18 protein-coding genes are annotated in these 18,485 nt (G+C 69.0%); 11 read left to right on the top strand and 7 right to left on the bottom strand.

What is annotated here, in order from left to right; genetic code table 11:
* Positions 1-10: 10 nt before the first annotated feature.
* Entirely contained in the window at positions 11-898 is an 888-nt protein-coding gene (locus FHX42_RS14910) for a 2-dehydropantoate 2-reductase (protein WP_182544999.1), read from the top strand.
* Between the two features lies 1 nt (position 899).
* Here the strand turns inward: FHX42_RS14910 and FHX42_RS14905 are convergent, their stop codons facing one another.
* On the bottom strand, positions 900-1,814 hold the full coding sequence (locus FHX42_RS14905; RefSeq protein WP_328796162.1) for an EamA family transporter: 915 nt from the start codon (positions 1,812-1,814) through the stop codon (positions 900-902).
* A 224-nt stretch (positions 1,815-2,038) separates the two neighbouring features.
* Between FHX42_RS14905 and FHX42_RS14900 the strand changes: the two genes are divergently transcribed.
* The 3 genes from FHX42_RS14900 to msrB all read left to right on the top strand — a co-directional run bounded on the left by FHX42_RS14900 (position 2,039) and on the right by msrB (position 4,760).
* Entirely contained in the window at positions 2,039-3,604 is a 1,566-nt protein-coding gene (locus FHX42_RS14900; protein ID WP_182544998.1) for an alpha/beta hydrolase, read from the top strand.
* A gap of 379 nt (positions 3,605-3,983) precedes the next feature.
* Positions 3,984-4,298, top strand: coding sequence for a hypothetical protein (locus tag FHX42_RS14895; RefSeq protein ID WP_182544997.1), 315 nt, complete (start codon positions 3,984-3,986; stop codon positions 4,296-4,298).
* 42 nt (positions 4,299-4,340) lie between these two features.
* Positions 4,341-4,760: a peptide-methionine (R)-S-oxide reductase MsrB gene (msrB, locus tag FHX42_RS14890; protein ID WP_182544996.1), complete on the top strand. Its 420-nt coding sequence runs from the start codon at positions 4,341-4,343 to the stop codon at positions 4,758-4,760.
* 9 nt (positions 4,761-4,769) lie between these two features.
* On the opposite strand, the gene FHX42_RS14885 is transcribed toward msrB, so the two are convergent.
* The 4 genes from FHX42_RS14885 to hemE form a co-directional block, all read right to left on the bottom strand.
* Positions 4,770-5,030: a hypothetical protein gene (locus tag FHX42_RS14885; protein ID WP_182544995.1), complete on the bottom strand. Its 261-nt coding sequence runs from the start codon at positions 5,028-5,030 to the stop codon at positions 4,770-4,772.
* Positions 5,031-5,468: 438 nt separating this feature from the next.
* Entirely contained in the window at positions 5,469-6,164 is a 696-nt protein-coding gene (gene hemQ / locus FHX42_RS14880; protein WP_182544994.1) for a hydrogen peroxide-dependent heme synthase, read from the bottom strand.
* Entirely contained in the window at positions 6,152-7,606 is a 1,455-nt protein-coding gene (gene hemG / locus FHX42_RS14875; RefSeq protein WP_182544993.1) for a protoporphyrinogen oxidase, read from the bottom strand. The genes hemQ and hemG overlap by 13 nt, the downstream gene beginning before the upstream one ends.
* Complete coding sequence (gene hemE, locus FHX42_RS14870) at positions 7,606-8,688, bottom strand: uroporphyrinogen decarboxylase (protein ID WP_182544992.1); 1,083 nt, start codon at positions 8,686-8,688, stop codon at positions 7,606-7,608. Before hemE ends, hemG begins: the two co-directional genes overlap by 1 nt.
* A 176-nt stretch (positions 8,689-8,864) precedes the next feature.
* Here hemE and FHX42_RS14865 point away from each other — a divergent pair, with 176 nt between their 5' ends.
* The 7 genes from FHX42_RS14865 (at position 8,865) to FHX42_RS14835 (ending at position 16,513) form a co-directional block, all read left to right on the top strand.
* On the top strand, positions 8,865-9,443 hold the full coding sequence (locus FHX42_RS14865; RefSeq protein ID WP_328796160.1) for a DUF3000 domain-containing protein: 579 nt from the start codon (positions 8,865-8,867) through the stop codon (positions 9,441-9,443).
* A 317-nt stretch (positions 9,444-9,760) separates the two neighbouring features.
* Positions 9,761-10,477, top strand: coding sequence for a response regulator transcription factor (locus FHX42_RS14860; RefSeq protein WP_328796158.1), 717 nt, complete (start codon positions 9,761-9,763; stop codon positions 10,475-10,477).
* Positions 10,478-10,561: 84 nt separating this feature from the next.
* Positions 10,562-11,806: an HRDC domain-containing protein gene (locus FHX42_RS14855; protein WP_182545295.1), complete on the top strand. Its 1,245-nt coding sequence runs from the start codon at positions 10,562-10,564 to the stop codon at positions 11,804-11,806.
* A gap of 200 nt (positions 11,807-12,006) precedes the next feature.
* On the top strand, positions 12,007-13,215 hold the full coding sequence (locus tag FHX42_RS14850; protein ID WP_220480430.1) for a thiolase family protein: 1,209 nt from the start codon (positions 12,007-12,009) through the stop codon (positions 13,213-13,215).
* Positions 13,212-15,320 carry a 3-hydroxyacyl-CoA dehydrogenase NAD-binding domain-containing protein gene (locus FHX42_RS14845; RefSeq protein ID WP_182544991.1) on the top strand — a complete coding sequence of 703 codons (2,109 nt, stop codon included), beginning with the start codon at positions 13,212-13,214 and terminating at the stop codon, positions 15,318-15,320. Before FHX42_RS14850 ends, FHX42_RS14845 begins: the two co-directional genes overlap by 4 nt.
* A gap of 375 nt (positions 15,321-15,695) precedes the next feature.
* Positions 15,696-15,932: a hypothetical protein gene (locus FHX42_RS14840; protein WP_182544990.1), complete on the top strand. Its 237-nt coding sequence runs from the start codon at positions 15,696-15,698 to the stop codon at positions 15,930-15,932.
* A gap of 194 nt (positions 15,933-16,126) precedes the next feature.
* Positions 16,127-16,513: a hypothetical protein gene (locus tag FHX42_RS14835; RefSeq protein WP_182544989.1), complete on the top strand. Its 387-nt coding sequence runs from the start codon at positions 16,127-16,129 to the stop codon at positions 16,511-16,513.
* A 48-nt stretch (positions 16,514-16,561) separates the two neighbouring features.
* Here the strand turns inward: FHX42_RS14835 and FHX42_RS14830 are convergent, their stop codons facing one another.
* Complete coding sequence (locus FHX42_RS14830) at positions 16,562-17,707, bottom strand: sensor histidine kinase (protein WP_182545293.1); 1,146 nt, start codon at positions 17,705-17,707, stop codon at positions 16,562-16,564.
* 33 nt (positions 17,708-17,740) lie between these two features.
* Positions 17,741-18,439, bottom strand: a complete 699-nt coding sequence (locus FHX42_RS14825) for a response regulator transcription factor (RefSeq protein ID WP_182544988.1) — start codon at positions 18,437-18,439, stop codon at positions 17,741-17,743.
* Positions 18,440-18,485: the final 46 nt, after the last annotated feature.

Here is an 18,485-nt window from a genome sequence, read left to right as displayed (position 1 = left end):
TCTCCCCGGCATGGGAGCACAGCACATCGCCGTCATCGGTTCGGGAGCGGTCGGTGGTGTTCTGGCCGAAGCCCTGCAGGCTGCCGGACATCACGTCACGCTGTGCGTGCGCACTCCGTTCGAACATCTGCGGGTGGAAACACCGCGGGGAAACCGCACGGTACCGGTGACGGTGGCCTCCGACCCCGCCGAGGTGGACCGGGCGGACTGGGTGGTGCTGACCACCAAGGTCCAGGACGCCGCGAGTGCCGCACCCTGGCTGCACCGGTTGGACGACGGGCACACGCCCCTCGTCGTGGCGCAGAACGGCATCGAGCACCGGGAGTCCGTCGCTTCGCTGGGGCTCCGCTTCCCGCTGTTGAAAAGCCTGATGTACGTGGCGGCCGAACGCGTGAGCGCGGGAAACATCGTGCGCCGTAGCGGGATCAGGCTCGTCACCGAAGCCACCGACCTCGGACACCGCTTCGGTGACCTGTTCGACGACATCGACCTCGAACGCGTCGAGGACTTTCACACCGAAACCTGGCGCAAGCTGCTCACCAACCTGGCCGCCAATCCCGTCACCGCGCTGACGCTCCGACGCCTCGACGTGTTCCGCACCACCGAGGTCCGCGAGCTCTCCGGAGGAGTGCTGAGCGAGGCCGTCGCCGTGGGACGGGCCGAGGGCGCGCAGGTGACGAAAGCCGACGCCGAGCGAACACTGGCGGGCCTGGCCGGCGACTACTCGCCGGAAAACGGCACGTCGATGCTCTACGACCGCCTCGCCGGACTGCCCACCGAGCACGAGCACATCACCGGTGCTCTCGTCCGAGCCGGGCAGCGCGCCGGGATCGCCACCCCGCTGAACCAAGCACTGCTCACGCTGCTGCGGGCGATCCGCCCCGAGCGTCGGGAGTGACTCAGGCCCGATCGGAGCTGTCGACCTCGGTCCTGCTGCTACGAGTAGCACCGACCGAGGCCACCACCACGCAGCAGATCGCCAGCCACTGCACCGCTCCCAGGGCTTCCCGCAGCACGAGCAGGCCCGCCAGGGCGGCCACAGCCGGTTCGAGGCTCATCAGGACGCCGAACACCCGTTGCGGAATGCGTCGCAGCGCCTCCAACTCCAACGAGTACGGGATCACCGAGGACATCAGCGCGACCACCAGTCCGACGGCCAGCACTTCGGGGCGCAACAGCACCGCACCGGCCTCGGTGACGCCGAAGGGAACGACCACGGCCGTGGCGACGAGCATTCCCAGCGCCAGACCTGAACCGCCACTGGTGTGGTCGCCGAGTTTGGCGCCCATCAGGATGTAGCAGGCCCAGCAGCAGGCGGCCAGCAGGGCGAACGCGATCCCGACCGGGTCCAGTTGCCCCCCGCCCTGGGACAGCAGCAGGACTCCCAGCCCCGCCAGCACGGCCCACACCACGTCCGTCTTGCGGCGCGAGCCGAGCACCGCCACGGACAGCGGGCCCAGGAACTCGATGGTGACGGCGACACCGAGCGGAATCCGCTCCAGTGCCTGGTAAAGACTCATGTTCATGCCGCCGAGCACGACACCGTAACCGAGCACCACCAGTGCCGTCCGGCGATTCATGCGCAGGGACGGCCGCCAGACGAGCAGCAGCACCAGGGTCGCGAAGGCCAGTCGCAGGGTGACCATCCCGCTGGCTCCCGCCAGGGCGAAGATCTGCTTGGCGAAGGCGGCACCGACCTGGAGGCTGATGATTCCCAGCACCACCAGCATCGGTGGGGGCACCGAACCGAACGCGCTGACCGCGAAGCGGTTCCATCCCCGCTCGTCCGACGATGCCCGATCTACCTGAGCCACTGTCTTCGGTGCTCCTCTCCGTACGACGGCGCCGATCGATCGACGCTCGTATCCGTCCGACCACGGCCGCCGAGCACGCTACTCGCAACCGCGATTCGCCGAACCGGCCATTCCCGCACCCTCACCACGGACTCACGCCGATCATGCGATGCTGATTCCCCGGTCGGCGCACACGACTGCCGAAAGCACCTCCACCCAGTCATCCACCGCGACGAGGAGTATCCGTGCCGCGCATCACACACCGAGTCGGTGCCTTGCTGCTGCCCCTGGTGCTGCTGACCGTCGCGGCCTGCTCCGCGGGGCCTTCCGACCGCCCCGCCGTGGCGTACCGGGGTGCCGAGCAGCAAGTACCCTCCGAGCCACCCGCACCGAAGCCCGCTCCGACCCCCCCGCTCGGTCCCACCGCCGATGACGCGCTGAGCTGGAGGGACTGCACCGAACGAACCAGCGCCGAATTGGCGGCCCCCGTCCCGCCGGAGCTGACCTTCTCCTGCTCGCGGCTGCTCACCAGCCTGAGCCCGCCCAATCCGAGCGGCGGTGGAACCGCCCGGATATCGCTGCTGTCGGTCGGTACCGGTTCGGTTCCGCTCGTGGTGGTCGACGGTCTCCGGGGCGAAACCGGTACCACGCTGGCGGCTCGATGGGCCCTGCGCCTTCCTCCCGAGGTGCTGAGCACGTTCAAGATCATCGGTGTGGACCGTCGGGGACTCGGGAGGTCCGAACCCGTCGAGTGCGCACCGCCCGCCGACCGCGCGGCCATCGTCGGATTCGATCCCCGCGCCGACCGCCGCGAACAAATCGACCGCCTGCTGAACTCTGTCCGCTCCGCCAGCCAGGAGTGCCTGCTGGAGCTCAGCGGGCGCGCCCAGGCCTACGACACCTGGCGCGCCGCCTCCGATCTCGAGGAACTGCGCATCGAGCTGGGCGTGCCCAAGCTGCACGCCATCGGCCGGGGTGGAGGTTCCCGCGTGTTGACCACGTACTCCGAGCGCTACCCGGACTCGGTGGGACGCATGGTCCTCGACGGCGCCCCCGATCCGTCGCTGGACGCGCTGCGGAGAACGCGACAGCGGGCGGAGAACGCGGAAAGCACCTTCGACGCCTTCGCGGCGGCGTGCGCGGAAAACGCTCCCTGCCCGCTGGGCCCCGATCCGCGCCGATCCCTCGACGAGCTCGTCGAACGCAGCCGCGGTGCTCCCCTGCCCGGGCCGGGTTCACCGGTAACGGCGGGTGAAATCGTCCGAGCGACCCTGCACGGGCTCGCCGACCCGAGTAGGTGGCCACGGCTGGTGCACGCCCTGGACAAAGCCCTGCACGGCGACGGCGGCGGTATCGCCGAGATGATCGCGCCACTCGTCAGCGGCGACACACACGGTCCGGCCGGCCTCGACTCGAGGATGATCACCCGGTGCAACGACACCGCGCTCAGGCTGCCACCGCAGCGGAGCACCGAAATCGCCGCGACCTGGAACGACCGGTACCCGCTGTTCGGCGGAGTGTTCGCCCAGCAACTGATCCGCTGCTCGCTGTGGCCGCTACCGCGGCAACCAGTACCGGCGCCAAGCGACCCGAGCCTTCCCCCGGTTCCGGTCATCGCCACGGCCCACGACCCCTTCACCCCTGCCGAGGGCACCCGGAGCATGGCCTCCCAGCTGGCAGCGGGGGTCACCATCACCTGGCAAGGCAGCGGCCACGGAGCGATCGGACGATCGCGATGCGTGACCGGTAACGTCAGCCGATTCCTCGTCCACGGCGCCGTCCCGGCGGCGGACACGGTCTGCCCGGCCTGAACACGACCAGAAAACGGGCGGTGCCCGGGGCTCCCCCGGACACCGCCCATCAGTTCAGCAACTGGAGCAACATCCGCACGAAGGTCCAGTGCAGCTACCACAGCAGTTGCAACCGCCCAGCTGGGCGGTCTCGGCGGGCTTGTCCTCAGTGCGAACCATCGCAGCCTCCCGGAACGAGTGAAAACCGGCGACACCGATAATGCTGCGTGCGGTGTCCGACGTGATACCGCCAGTCAGGGGATATGCACCCCGACGAGATGTCGGACAGACCACATGATTGGTGGGTTGCGTCACTCAGCGTGTGGTCGAACCGCTCCTCCTTTGGTGAACCGCACCGTCGAGAGAGCATGACCCGGTCGAACGGGTTTATCGTGAGCATATGGCACAGCACGGCCGGGACGACGAGGAGCCGGAAGGACCGACCGGCCGGTTCGCCGACGACATGATCGGCCTCGACCCGCACGACCCCGAGGTCCAGGCGTTCGCCGCTCACCTGGACCGGATGGAACGGTCCCAGTCCAGGGCCACCGTCGAGGGGATGCTCCAGGGAGTCGGGGAGTTCGCGCAGAGCGCCAACCGAACCGGTGGCGGGCGGCGGTTGCTCGCGGTCAGCGTGGTCACGCTGATCCTCATCGGGGTCGCGCTCACGATATGGAACGCTCTCGGCTTCATGCTGACGGTCTTCTTCGGCTGACGGCTTCGACGCGGCACCGCACCGAAGTATTAGTGTGGAGGCATGGAACCGGCAGCAGGATCCACGCGGGTCGCGAAGTCCGAACAGCAGTGGAAGGAACAGCTCGGCACCGAGGAGTACGCGGTGCTGCGCCAGGGCGCCACCGAGCCCCCGTTCAGCGGTGCCTACGTCAACGAGAACACCGTCGGCTCCTACGAGTGCCGGGCCTGCGGAACGGAACTGTTCCGCAGTGAGACCAAGTTCGCCTCCCACTGCGGCTGGCCGTCGTTCTACGACCCCCGCGACTCCGACGCGGTGATCGTGCGCGAGGACCGCGGCATGGGGATGGTCCGCACTGAGGTGCTGTGCGCGAACTGCCACAGTCACCTCGGCCACGTCTTCTCCGGCGAGGGCTACGACACCCCCACCGACCAGCGTTACTGCATCAACTCGGTGGCACTGAGGCTCGTCCCCGCCGAGTGAGCGCGGGGTTCAGGCCACGACTTCGACCTCACGGGGAAGTCCCGGCGCCCCGGCCAGGCGCTTGTCCGTCATCAGCAGCGGAACGCTCAGCGTCTCGGCCAGCGCCCCGTACAGGGCATCGTAGGACGTGATCGCCCCACGCAGTCGCCACGCCGCATCCGACAGCGGACCACCATGTGAGTAACGTTGATCCACCATGTACCTGGTCGTGCGCAGGGCCGAAGCCGCCGCTTCCTCGGTGACAAGGCCCGCGCGCAGCTGCTCACGCATCACATTGCCCACTTCCGCATCGATCAGGTGCGGAGCTCGGCACTCAGTCCGTGACAAGCGCACGGAGAAGGGCTCCGCCCCTCCGAAGGATCCGTGCAGGCGAAGACAACAGCCGAGCTGTCGATAACCGCGACTTCGGTCATCGACGACCCGCGTCCTCGGCCTCCAGCACGGAGTCGACGGACACTCCGGACCCGGTGCTTCTGGCTACCTCGCGCACCGTGGCCATGACGTCGGCTTTGGCGACAAAAGCCGCTCTCCATAGCCGCATCACGCATGTACGCCTGCAGCGACTTGCCCTGGGCACGAGCATCCCCGCGGAGCTGCTCGTAGTCCTCCTCCGGTATTTCCCGGATCTGAATCGTCGCGAGACCACGCCTGTAGCGCACCGGCAGCGCATTAGCGCCCGAAAAGCGCACCTTCGGGGATCCGCTCGGCTCAGGGCAGCTTCGCGACGAGGGCGGCGACATCTAGGCGGTGACCGGTGTAGAACGGCGTCTCCCAACGCGTGTGCCTGCGAGCCTCGGTTCCCCGCAGGTGCCGCATCAGATCGACGATCCGGTGCAGCTCGTCCGCCTCGAAGGCCAGGATCCACTCGTAGTCGCCGAGTGCGAAGGCGGGAACCGTGTTCGCCCGAACGTCCGGGTAGTCCCGGGCCTCCTTGCCGTGACCGGCGAGCATCGCGCGCCGTTCCTCGTCCGGCAGCAGGTACCACTCGTAGGAGCGCACGAACGGGTAGACGCACACGTAGTCCTTCGGCTCCTCGCCCGCGAGGAAGGCCGGAACGTGGCTCTTGTTGAATTCCGCGGGCCGGTGCACGGCCACGTTGCTCCACACCGGCTCGGAAGCCTGTCCCAGCGGAGTCGTCCGCCGGAAGCCCGTGTAGGCGTCCTGGAGGGTCTCGATCTCGGAGCAGTGCCACCAGATCATGAAGTCGGCGTCGGCACGCAGGCCGGAGACGTCGTAGACACCGCGCACCACCACGTCGGAGTCCGCGAGACCGTCCAGGTACTCCTGCGTCTGCTGTGCGGCCTTGTCCCGCTCCTCGGGCAGCATGCCCGGCTCGATCCGGAAGACCGACCACATGGTGTAGCGGATGGTGTCGTTGAGCTCGGAGTAGTTCAGGCGCGCCATGCTCCCAGTTTCCCACCACGAACCGGCCCCCGCGCCAACAGGTGGTCGGTGATTTCCGTCGCTGCCGCCTCCCCAGTGGCCACGCAGGCGGGCACTCCCACACCGTGCAGGGTCGCACCGGCCAGGGCGAGACCGGGCACCCCCGCCACGGCCTCCTCGATCCCGGCGACGGTGTCGAGATGACCGACACCGTACTGCGGCAGTCCACCTCCCCAGCGAGCCACGGCGGTGTCCACCGGCTCCGCTCGAACACCGGTGAGCTCCGCGAGGTCGGCACGCACCCGACGAAGCAGCTCGTCGTCGTCCACGCGCAGCTCGGCGGCATCACCGCGCCCGACGGAAGCGCGGAGCAGCACCTCTCCACCGCTGCCGCGCAGGTGCGGCCACTTGCGGTCGGAGAGCGTGAACGCCTTCGCCGTGAACGGTGTTCCGTCGGAGTGGGTCTCTCCCCGGGCCACCAGCACGCCCGACGCGTCGGGCAGCTCCGTTCCCGGAGGCAGGGCCATGCCCACCACCACCGTGGAGGCGAGCTCGACCGTCCCCATCCCCTCCGCCGCCGCGGGCACCACGTCGGACAGCAGGCGCCGGGCCGAGGGGGCGGGCACCGCCAGCACCACGGCATCCACGTCGAGAAGTTCGGCACCCGTCGCGGAGCCGACCCGCAGCCGCCAGCCCCCGTCCGAGCGTTCCAGGGATCGCACCGGCAGACCCAGCCGCACCCGCGCCGAGCTCCGCTCGGAGAGTCGGTCGATCAGTGTCCGGTATCCGGAGCGGAAAGCCCCGAAAACGGGCGGCTTGCTCTGCTGGTCGGGAGCCGGTGTCGGAAGCGCGGCCCGCACGGCCGCGGTGATCGACTCGGCGCCGGCGTCCAGCGCCGCGGCCAACGAGGGAACCGTGGCTCGCAACCCCAGCGCATCGGCAGTACCCGCGTAGACTCCGCCGAGCAGCGGCTCGACGAGGCGCTCGACGACTTCGTCGCCCACCCGCTCGCGGAGCAACCGTCCCACCGAGACGTCGGCGCCCTCCATGCGCAACGGTTCCAGAGCGGACTCGGCGTGCATCGCTCGCACACCGGCTTCCGACAGCACGTGGCGGGCCGACTCGGCCGAGGCCGGAATCCCCATGACCGCTTCGGCGGGCAACCGGGTCCGAGCACCACCGGCTCGGAGCGCGGCCGATGCCGAACTCGGATTCACGAGCTCGTCGGTCAGGCCGAGTTCCGCGGCCAGCCGTGGCACTTCCGGACGACGGGCGAGGAAGGCCTCGGCCCCGAGGTCGTAGCCACACCCGGCCAGCTCCACCGTCCGGAGCTTGCCGCCTAGTCGGTCGGCCTGGTCGAGCACGACGATGTCGGCCTCCGGCCCCAGTTCCCGCCGCAGTCGGTGCGCGGCGGTCAATCCCGCCACACCGCCCCCGACGACGGCAACCCTGGCCCCGGCCATCACCGGCGCCGGCTCGCCGTGTGGACGAGCTCGACGACCCGGGTGAGCACGTCCGGATCGGTCTCGGGAAGTACACCGTGACCGAGGTTGAAGATGTGTCCGCCGGTCTGCCTGCCTTCGTCGAGAATGCGACGCACTTCCCGCTCGACGGCGTCGTTCCCGGCGAACAGGACCGCCGGGTCGAGGTTGCCCTGCAGCACGGGTTCCCGCGTTCCCGATCCGCGCACCCGGTGTGCCGCGGCATCGAGCGGGACCCGCCAGTCGACCCCGACCACGTCGGCTTCCGCCGAAGTCATCGCGCCGAGCAGCTCACCGGTACCGACACCGAAGTGAATACGCGGAACTCCTTCGGCGCTGGCGGCAACGCCCTCGAAGATCCGCCGGCTGTGCGGGAGCACGAACTCGCGGTAGTCCCGCAGGGACAACGCACCCGCCCACGAGTCGAACAACTGCACGGCATCCACGCCGGCGGCCAGTTGCGCGCGCAGGAACGTCAGTGTCGTCTCGGCCAGCTTCTCCAGCAGCGCGTGCCAGGTGTCCGGGTCGGAGTGCATCAGGGCCTTGGTGCGCTCGTGGTTACGACTCGGCCCGCCTTCGATCAAGTAGGAGGCCAGCGTGAACGGTGCCCCGGCGAAACCGATCAGCGGAGTGCGGCCGAGCTCGCTCAACAGCATCGTCACGGCTCGACCGACCGGCTCCACCTGTTCCGGGGTCAGTCGCGGCAGGGCCGCCACGTCGGCGGGCTCACGCACCGGCTCGGCCACGACCGGACCTGTACCGGGGACGATGTCCAGTCCCACTCCGGCCGCGTACAACGGCAGCACGATGTCGCTGAACAGGATCGCCGCGTCGACGCCGTGACGGCGCACGGGCTGCGCGGTGATCTCGCACACGAGTTCCGGCGTCAAGCAGGCCTGCAGCATCGAGGTGCCCTCGCGGGCCTTGCGGTACTCGGGCAGCGAGCGTCCCGCCTGACGCATGAACCAGACCGGCGTGTGTTCGGGAACACCTCCCCGCGCGGCGACGAGCAGGGGAGTTTCGTCGAGGTCCCGGCGCGCCGGGACGGAGGGGGTATTGGTCATCTTCACGGGCTTCCGGTCGGTCGCAGTGGAGGAACAGTCACCGAGGTCGCAGGCTCCGGCCGGGCTATCCTCGCACGCCACGACAGACGGTGCGGTCAGGGCTTCACCGCTTCGTGCCATGATCACACGGCGTGGCTCCGACACCCTCCGCACCAAGACGCCTACAGTTGCTCCCCGTGACGGAGATGTCGGTGGTGCCCGAGGTGTTCCAGCAGGCAGTGGCCGCTTTGACGTCGCCAGACCCGCGACCGGAGATCGAAGTCGGCGAGGTCGACGCGCCCAGGCGGTTGGCCCCGTGGACGCACGCGCTGGCCGCAGAGGCCAACGGTCCCGCGGGAGAGCTGGCTACGGCGCGACTGATCCTGCTGCACGATCCGAACGGTCAGGAGAACTGGGACGGGGTGTGGCGACTGGTCGTCTACCTGCAGGTCGAACTCGATCCCGAGTTGGCCGCCGACCCGATGCTGCCCGCCGTCGGATGGTCGTGGCTGACCGAAGCGCTCCAGAAGTCGGGCGCCCCGTACACGGCCCTCGGCGGGACGGTCACGCTGACCTCCTCGGCGCGCTTCGGCGACATCGCCGGCCCGGAGCGTAGCCACGATCTCGAGATGCGTGGCTCGTGGACCCCTCTCGACGCACACCTCGAGCCACACTCGATGGCCTTCCACGACCTGATGGCCAGCGCCGCCGGACTGCCTCCGGTGGGGGTGTCGATCCTCGCTCCCCGCTCGGGCGAGGGGCCCCAGCGGGGCTGAAGACGACGAGCCGCGGACGGTCGACACCGCTCCCCTTTGGTTGAATGCACAACCTTTTCACCAAGCTCAAACCCTGTTTGTCGCATGAACACGCTTCGGCGTTAACAGGATTCAGCAATAACCCCCAAAGGGGTTAATTGATCATGGTTTTCCGGCAACTCGATTGGATACATACCCGATTGATCGTCCCATCAGCCCGCTCGGACGGTTAGGCTACTTCCTGACGACACCACTTTCGGTCGATCAGTGGCGCGGCTGATTGGACGAAAGTCCCGGTGCCGGTCGGGGGGCACGACCGACTCCAGGGAGGTAGTGACGTGGCTGCCGTCGGCTTAGCTCAGGCCGCTCGTACCACGCCTGCCGGCGCGTTGCCGGCCAACATGGTCCCGCACCCGCGGGAAGAGCTGTTCACGGTGCTCGTGGTGGACGACCATCCGCTGCTTCGGGAGGCCATCTCCTCCCGTCTGCTGCAGATGGGAGCCGGCACGGTGCACGAGGCCGCATCCATGGCCGAAGCCAGAGCTCGTGCTCTGGCGACCGGCCCGTGCGACCTCGCCATTCTCGATCTCGGGCTCCCCGACGGAACCGGTATAGATCTGGTTACCGAACTCCGCACCCAAGGCTGGCCGCGGATCGTGGTGCTCGCTTCGTCCGATGACCCCTACGCGGTCCGGGCCGCCTTCCAGGCAGGCGCACAGGCGTATCTGCTGAAGTCGGCCTCTCCGATGGTGGTCACCGACGGGGTGCGCCGCGTTCTCGACGGCGGTGTCTACGCAGATCCCAGCGTGGCCCCCGTGCTGGCCGCGGGCACGCGAGTACCGGGGACCGACAACACGCCACGGGAACTGTCCGGGCGCGAAGTCGAAGTGCTCCAGCTGGTGGCCGACGGTCGATCCAACAAGGAGATCGGCGAGGCACTGAACCTGTCCGCGCTCACGGTGAAGAGCCACCTGTCGCGGATCGGCCGCAAGCTGGGTACAGGCGACCGGGCACAGATGGTGGCCTTGGCCATGCGAGCCGGGGTGATCCGATGAACGAGTAATCGTCGTCACGTTCGGTCGGTACCCGACGGACATGGCCGGCCCAGGCCATGAGCACGGCGCACCACGTATCGTCTGATACTCGTGGAAGCTGCTCATTCTGAGTCCGCCGGGACCGCCCGTTGTGACCCCGTACCGCTGACCGAGCCCGCCGGTGGCACCCCACCGGTGACCGAGGATCCGGAAACGCTGCACGCCGTTGCCGACACGCTGGCGGCGGGGCGAGGTCCGGTCGCCATCGACACCGAGCGCGCTTCGGGCTACCGGTACTCACAACGTGCCTACCTGGTGCAACTACGCAGGGAAGGTGCGGGGACCGTCCTGGTCGACCCGATCGCGCTCGGGGGCGAACTCGCCCCGCTGGTGACAGCGCTCTCGGAGACCGAATGGGTCCTGCACGCGGCCTCCCAGGACCTGCCGTGCCTGGCTGAGCTCGACCTGCACCCCGCCCGGCTGTTCGACACCGAGTTGGCCGCCCGACTCGCCGGATTCGACCGGGTTTCGCTGGGTGCGCTGGTGGAGCGAACGCTGTCCTACCAGCTCGAGAAGGGCCACGGCGCGGCCGACTGGTCACGCCGTCCGCTGCCACGGGAGTGGCTGGTCTACGCCGCGCTGGACGTGGAGCTGCTGCTCGAGCTGCGCGCGCTGCTTCGAACCGAGCTGGACGGGCAGGGCAAGCTCTCCTGGGCACACGAGGAGTTCGAGGCGATCCGCACCGCGCCACCCCCGGCACCACGCGCCGAACCCTGGCGCCGCACTTCGGGGATTCACCGCGTACGCAGCCCCAGGCAGCTCGCGGCCGTTCGGGCTCTCTGGCAGGCCCGGGACAAGCTGGCACGCGAGCGCGACATCGCTCCCGGCCGGGTGCTGCCGGACAGCTCGATCGTGCAGGCGGCCCGGTCGACTCCCCGGAACGAGGCCGAACTCACCGCGCTGCCGGTCTTCGGCGGTAAGCAGCAGCGTCGCCGATCGGGCGTGTGGATGAACGCGCTGCGTACGGCGGCGCAACTGCCCAAGGGCGAGCTTCCCGACCCCTCACCTCCCCAGGAAGGGCCACCGCCGGCGAATCGCTGGGCCGAGCGCGACCCCGCGGCCGCCACCCGACTGACGGCGGTGCGGGACACGCTCACCAGGATCGCCGAAGCGAACCGGCTGCCGGCCGAGAACCTGCTGCTACCCGACCTGGTACGTCGCCTCTGCTGGCAACCTCCGGAGGATCCGACGGTGGAGTCCGTCACCGAGACGCTCCGGTCCGGCGGTGCCCGTGAGTGGCAACTCGCTCTCACCGCCGAGGCCATCGTTGACGCCCTGCGAGTGTCCTGACACCACCACGGATCACGCCGACCGAGGGACCGACTGCGGGGCCGATTGGTTACCGGCCGGTAATAAGCGCTAGAGTCGACATTACCGGCCGGTAGCGGCGTGGCCTCCTCGCCCGCGGCCGAGGCTGACACCACACCGACAAGGAGTACGCCGTGGCCGCACCTGCGTCGGCACCCGCCGACACCAGCGCACCACGTGCCCTGCGGAACGTGGTCTTCGTCGACGGCGTCCGCACGCCGTTCGGCAAGGCCGGACCGAAAGGCATGTACGCCGAGACACGCGCGGACGACATGATCGTCAAGGTCATCCGGGAGCTGTTGCGACGCCATCCCGAGATGCCCGCCGAGCGCGTCGACGAGGTCGCCATCGCGGCGACCACCCAGACCGGCGACCAGGGAATGACCATCGGACGGACGGCATCACTGCTGGCCGGCCTGCCCAAATCCGTCCCCGGCTTCGCCATCGACCGCATGTGCGCGGGAGCGATGACGGCGGTGACCACGACCGCGGGCGGGATCGCCTTCGGCGCCCAGGACATCACCATCGCCGGCGGCGTCGAGCACATGGGGCATCACCCGATGGGCGAGGGGGCGGACCCCAACCCCCGATTCGTCTCGGACAAGATCGTCGACTCCTCGGCGATGGTGATGGGCTCCACCGCCGAGAACCTGCACGACCGCTATCCCGAGATCAGCAAGCAGCGCGCCGACGCCTACGCCGCCCTGAGCCAGCAGCGCTTCGGCGCGGCCGCCAAGGCGGGCAGGATCGCCGCGGACCTGGCACCGGTGGCCATCCGTTCCGCCGAGCAGGGCTGGGGACTGGCCACCGCCGACGAACCGCCCCGTCCGGAGACCACGGTCGAGAGCCTGCAAGGACTCAAGACGCCGTTCCGTCCGCACGGCCGGGTCACGCCCGGTAACGCCGCCGGACTCAACGACGGTGCCACAGGCTGCCTCCTCGCCGCCGAGGACACCGCCGCCGAGCTCGGCCTGCCCGTGGGGATGCGCCTGGTCGGCTACTCCTTCGCGGGAGTGGAGCCGGAGGTCATGGGAACCGGGCCGATCCCGGCCACCGAGAAGGCCCTGGAGCGGGCCGGGTTGTCCATCGACGACATCGGACTGTTCGAGATCAACGAAGCCTTCGCGGTCCAGGTGCTGGCCTTCCTGGACCACTTCGGCATCGCCGAGGACGACGATCGGGTCAACCCGTGGGGCGGTGCGATCGCCTGCGGGCACCCGCTGGCTTCCTCCGGCGTCCGTCTGATGAGCCAGCTCTCCCGCCACTTCGCCGACAATCCCGATGTCCGCTACGGCATCACCACCATGTGCGTCGGCTTCGGCATGGGCGGCACGGTGATCTGGGAGAACCCGCACTACACCGGGGGAGCCCACAAGGGGGGTACGCAGTGAGCACGCAGCAGAACTCCGCGGCGGTCTTTCCGAACGAGGTCGTCACCCGAGCGTTCACCCGCCTGATCGAGGTTCCGGGTGTGGACGGTCGGATCGCCCTGGTCACCGTCGACAACGGTCACGACCACACCCGCCCCTCGACCTTCGGTCCCGCGGGCCTGGCGAGCCTGGACGCGGCTCTCGACGAGGCCTTCGCCGCGGAACCCACCGCCATCACGGTCACCGGAAAGCCCTTCGTGTTCGCCGTCGGCGCGGACCTGGACGGCATCGGTGAGATCCGTGAGCGCGAGCAGGCCCACCATGTCGCCAGGGCGGGCCACGAGGTGTTCCGTCGCCTGACCGAGTCGACCATCCCGACCTTCGCGCTGGTCAACGGTGCCGCGCTCGGTGGCGGCCTGGAGCTGGCGTTGTCCTGCCACTACCGCACCGTGGCCTCCAACGCCGGCGCGATCGCCTTCCCCGAGTGCTTCCTCGGACTGTTCCCCGGATGGGGAGGTACCCAGCTGCTGCCGAACCTGATCGGCGCGGACGGCGCCGTCACGGTCATCCTGGAGAACTCGCTCAACCAGAACAAGATGCTCGACCCGGGCAAGGCCACCGGAATGGGCATCTTCGACGTCGAGCTGGACTCCCCGGACTTCCTCGAGGAGTCGCTGCGCTGGGCGGCTCGCGTGCTGTCCGGTGAGGTTCGGGTGCAGCGACCGACCATCGACCGCGGCCAGGCGTGGGACGACGCCGTCAACAGGGCCAGGGACATCGTCGAGGCCAAGACCCACGGTGCCTCCCCCGCCGTGAGCCGGGCCGTCGAGCTGATCGAGATGGCGCGCAACGACGATCTCGACGCCGGGTACGCGGCCGAGACCGAGTCCCTGACGAACGCGCTGATGTCCGACGAGCTGCGGGCGGGCCTGTACTCCTTCGACCTGACCCAGAAGCGGGCCAAGAAACCGGCCGGTGCCCCGGACAAGTCGTTGGCCCGGCAGGTCAACAAGGTCGGCGTGGTCGGTGCCGGACTCATGGCCGGTCAGCTCGCGTTGCTGTTCCTGCGCCGCCTCCAGGTCCCCGTCGTGCTCACCGACATCGACCAGGAGCGCATCGACAAGGGAGTGGCCTACGTCCACGGCGAGATCGACAAGCTCGCCGGGAAGGGCCGGATCACCGGCGACGAGGTCAACAAGCTCAAGTCCCTGGTCTCCGGATCGCTGGACAAGCAGGCCTTCGCCGACGCGGACTTCATCCTCGAGGCCGTCTTCGAGAAGATGTCGATCAAGCAGCAGGTCTTCGGTGAGCTGGAGCGGTACGTCTCGCCGGAGGCGATCCTGGCCACCAACACCTCCTCGCTGTCGGTCTCGGAGATGGCCTCGACGCTGGAGCACCCCGAGCGGGTCGTGGGTTTCCACTTCTTCAACCCCGTGGCGGTACTGCCGCTGCTGGAGGTGGTACGTGGCACGTCCACCGACGACGCCTCGCTGGCCACGGCGTTCTCGGTCGGAAAGCAGCTGAAGAAGTCCTGCGTGCTCGTCTCCGACGCTCCGGCCTTCGTGGTCAACCGGCTGCTGACCCGATTCCTCGGCGAGGTCATCGCCTCCGTCGACGAGGGAACGCCGTTCGAGGTCGCCGACCGCGCCCTGAACCCCCTCGGGCTGCCGATGAGCCCGATGGTGTTGTTGGAGCTCGTCGGCCCGGCCATCGCCCAGCACGTCAACGAGACTATGCACGCCGCCTACCCGCAGCGCTTCGGCCTCAGCGAGAACCTGCAGCGCTTCGTCGAGGCGGGCAAGACGGGTGTGTGGCGGACCGACGACCAGGGCAACCAGGTCCTCGATCCGGAGGTCGCCGAGCTGTGGAAGCAAGGTGACCGGCCCTCGACCGAGGAGCAGGTCCGCGAGCGGTCGCTGCGGGCGCTGGCCGAGGAGGCCCGGATCATGCTCGACGAGGGCGTGGTCATGGAGGCCCAGGACCTCGACCTGGGCATGATCCTCGGTGCCGGCTGGCCGTTCTGGCTCGGCGGCATCACCCCGTACCTGGACCGGGCCGGCTACTCCGAGCAGGTCAACGGCAAGCGGTTCCTGCAGCCGGGCGTGGCCAGCGTGCCCACCGACTGAATCGAGCCGTCGAAACGGGGCCCGGACGTGTTCGTCCGGGCCCCGTTTCGCATGTCGGCGGCCGATGTGAGCTGCCTCATGGCATGACGAGAACGAGCACAGAGCAGAAGTGGGGACCGGTGACCACGCTAGTTCAGCACGAACTCGCCCGCACCGATCTCTACGCGCTCGGCGGTGTCGGGGTGGAGATCAGCACCGCGAACCGCACCGCGGGGGCCCCGACTTCGCCGGGCTCGACACTCCTCCGATCGGCCCCTCCTCCGAACCGCCAACGTCCTGCTGTTCGGCGAGATCTGGTCCCCGGACAACACGTGGTCGGAGCAGCAGCGCGAGTTCGAGTCCTGCGCGCACGCGAGGATTTCCCACCTCTGGAGCGTGACCCAGGATCGGCGCGGCCCCGTGGAGGTCGCCGCCTACCGGCTGGAGGACGGCCACTACGTTCCCGAGACCACGGCCAAGCTCGGTGACGGCCCCGCATCGTCACCACCGGTAACGTGCCCGTCGAGCTGGACATCGTCGCCCTGCGACTGTGGATCTCCGGACAACGACGACGGCGCAGGGGTGGCACCGGGGCCGGTGTCGAACCCGTACACCTCGGATCACGGACGCTGACTGGCAGGCCGACTTCGAAGGCCGGATCCTGATCCTCGACTGTGGTGCCGTCTCCCGTTGTCTACAGCCGCCGCTGCTGCGTCCCCGAAGCCGGACTTCCGTGACCTCACCGTCATGGACATGGCCGAGCTACGGGAACACATCCCGAGAAGCTGGCCACGGGAGCACGCTACGTCCGGCACCCCGATCGAGACGTGGTCCTCCAACGGGGACGGCTCCACTCCCCGATCGAACGAACCACCTACCACCGTCACACGCGGCTCTACGAGCTGGCACGAGAAACTCGCTCCCCGGGGCCCACGGCGGTCGTGGAGCACGGAACCAACCCGGGCCTGGTGAGTCACCTGACCAAGCAGGCTCTCACCGACGTCGCCACCACGATGCTCGCCGAACCGACGCGGGCTTTCCGCACACCGGAGCGCGACGAAGTGCTGGCGGCGGCGAACCCCTACCTGGGCGAACGCCCCTCCGTGGCCACCGGCTGGACCCCGCACAACACCGGTACGGACTCGCTCACGGTTTCCCACGACGATGCGCACACCACCGACCCGTGGCAGTTTTCCAGCGTCCTCGCGTCCTGACGGGACTCTCCCCACGAGTGAGCGGAGGCATGCCGGCCCGCACACCGGTCACGGTGCGACGGGAAGCTCGACGGTCACCGCCAGTCCGCCACCGGACACCGGTTCGGCCCGGACTCGACCGCCGTGAGCCAGTACCGCCGCCCGCACGATGGACAAGCCCAGACCGGCACCGGTGCGCATCGTGCGCGGTACCCCCGCCCGGCGGAACGGCTCGAACAACGCCTCGGCTCGGTCCGGAGCCACTTCCGCGCCCGAAGCCACCACGTGCAGCAGTGCCCACCGGGGACCACCATGCGTGGTGATCTCGATCCAGCCGTCGTCGACGTTGTGCCGGACCGCGTTTTCCACCAGATTGCCCACCACCCGCTCCAGGAGGGCCGGATCTCCCACGGCGAAGGTCGGCTCGGCACAACGGTGCACGCTCAATCCGCGTTCCCGCGTCTCCCCGGAGACGGCGGAGAGCGCACGGTGCACGAGATCGGTGAGATCGACCGGCTCGCGCACCGCCAGCTCCGCTCCCTCCGTCCTGGCCAGCAGTAGCAACGACTCCACCAATCGCTCCGACTTGGTGGTGGCTTCCCGGACCACTCCCGCCATCCGGCGCAGCTCGGCGGCGTCGGCGTCCGGATCGGACAGCGTCACGTCCAGTTCGGTACGGATCACCGACAGCGGGGTGCGCAGTTCATGACTGGCATTGGCAACGAAGCGTCGCTGTGATTCGAAGGCGGACTGAAGACGATCGAGCATCGCGTCGAAGGTGTCGGCGAGTTCGGCCACCTCGTCGCGCGGCCCCTCCAGACCGATACGTTCCCCGAGCGACTCGACCGACAGTCGGCGGGCGTACTCGGTGACCTCGTGCAGCGGACTCAGCACCCGGCCGGTCACGGTCCAGGCGAGTACGGCTGCCGCCACGACGACGGTCACGAAGGCGGATCCGCCGACCACCAACACCTGTTCTCGTGCCGATTCCCGCAACACCGCACCCAACTGGTGCGTCGGGACCGGCACGCCGTCCACCCGGACCGTGGTCTCCCCCGGCAGTCGAGGAACCGCGCTCACGACATTGCCGACCAGCAACCATCCCAGCCACAACAGCAGCGCACTCACGATGGCGACCAGCCCGGTGGCGAGCAGGGTCAGCCTCAGCCGCAATCCCGGCCCCCTGCGCACGGCAGGGCGCGCGGACGCGGACAGCGCCCTCAGGGCCGCACGCCCCCGCACCACGGCTCAGTCCGCACTCGCGGTGCCGGAGTCGGTCCCCCGCCCGGCCGTGGGGACTCGGTAGCCGGAGCCGACCATCGTCTCGATCAAGCTCGGCTCCCCCAGTTTCTTGCGCAGTGTCATCACGGTGACCCGCACGGTCGTGGTGAACGGATCGGCGTATTCGTCCCACACCCGTTCCAACAGCTCCTCGGAACTGACCACCGCGCCCTCGGCGGCGAGCAGCACCTCCAGGACGCCGAACTCCTTGCGGGTCAACTCGACCTCGCCACCACGGCGGCACACTCGACGCCTGGCCGAGTCCAGCGTGAGACCACGAGCGGTGAGCAGCGGCGGAACGGCGGGAGTGGAACGCCTGCCCAGGGCCCGCACCCGAGCGGTCAACTCGTCGAACGCGAACGGCTTGGCGAGGTAGTCGTCGGCACCCAGCGACAGCCCTTCCACGCGGTCCTGGACGGTACCGCTGGCGGTAAGCATGATCACTCGAGTGAGTTCCCCCGACTCGACCACTTCCCGGCACAGTTGGTCACCGGAGAGTTCCGGCAGGTCCCGATCGAGCACGATGACGTCGTAGCGGGTGATCGAAGCCTTCTCCTGGCCGCTCGCACCGTCGTAAGCGACGTCGACGGCCATACCCGCCTTGCGCAGCCCTCGTGCGACCGCATCCGCCAACGGCTGCTCGTCCTCCACAACAAGGATCCGCACACGTTCACCGTGCCACAATCCGGCCCCTCGTGAGGGGCCGGGGCAT

Source organism: Halosaccharopolyspora lacisalsi, assembly GCF_014137975.1.
Classification (GTDB): domain Bacteria; phylum Actinomycetota; class Actinomycetes; order Mycobacteriales; family Pseudonocardiaceae; genus Halosaccharopolyspora; species Halosaccharopolyspora lacisalsi.
This window is presented reverse-complemented; position numbering and strand designations above follow the sequence as displayed.

Bases quoted from the DNA above. Each gene is read 5' to 3' on its own strand.
- FHX42_RS14910 (WP_182544999.1), top strand. From the start codon at position 11: ATGGGAGCACAGCACATCGCCGTCATCGGTTCGGGAGCGGTCGGTGGT.
- FHX42_RS14895 (WP_182544997.1), top strand. From the start codon at position 3,984: ATGGCACAGCACGGCCGGGACGACGAGGAGCCGGAAGGACCGACCGGC.
- msrB (WP_182544996.1), top strand. From the start codon at position 4,341: ATGGAACCGGCAGCAGGATCCACGCGGGTCGCGAAGTCCGAACAGCAG.
- FHX42_RS14885 (WP_182544995.1), bottom strand. From the start codon at position 5,030: ATGCGTGAGCAGCTGCGCGCGGGCCTTGTCACCGAGGAAGCGGCGGCT.
- hemQ (WP_182544994.1), bottom strand. From the start codon at position 6,164: ATGGCGCGCCTGAACTACTCCGAGCTCAACGACACCATCCGCTACACC.
- hemG (WP_182544993.1), bottom strand. From the start codon at position 7,606: ATGGCCGGGGCCAGGGTTGCCGTCGTCGGGGGCGGTGTGGCGGGATTG.
- hemE (WP_182544992.1), bottom strand. From the start codon at position 8,688: ATGACCAATACCCCCTCCGTCCCGGCGCGCCGGGACCTCGACGAAACT.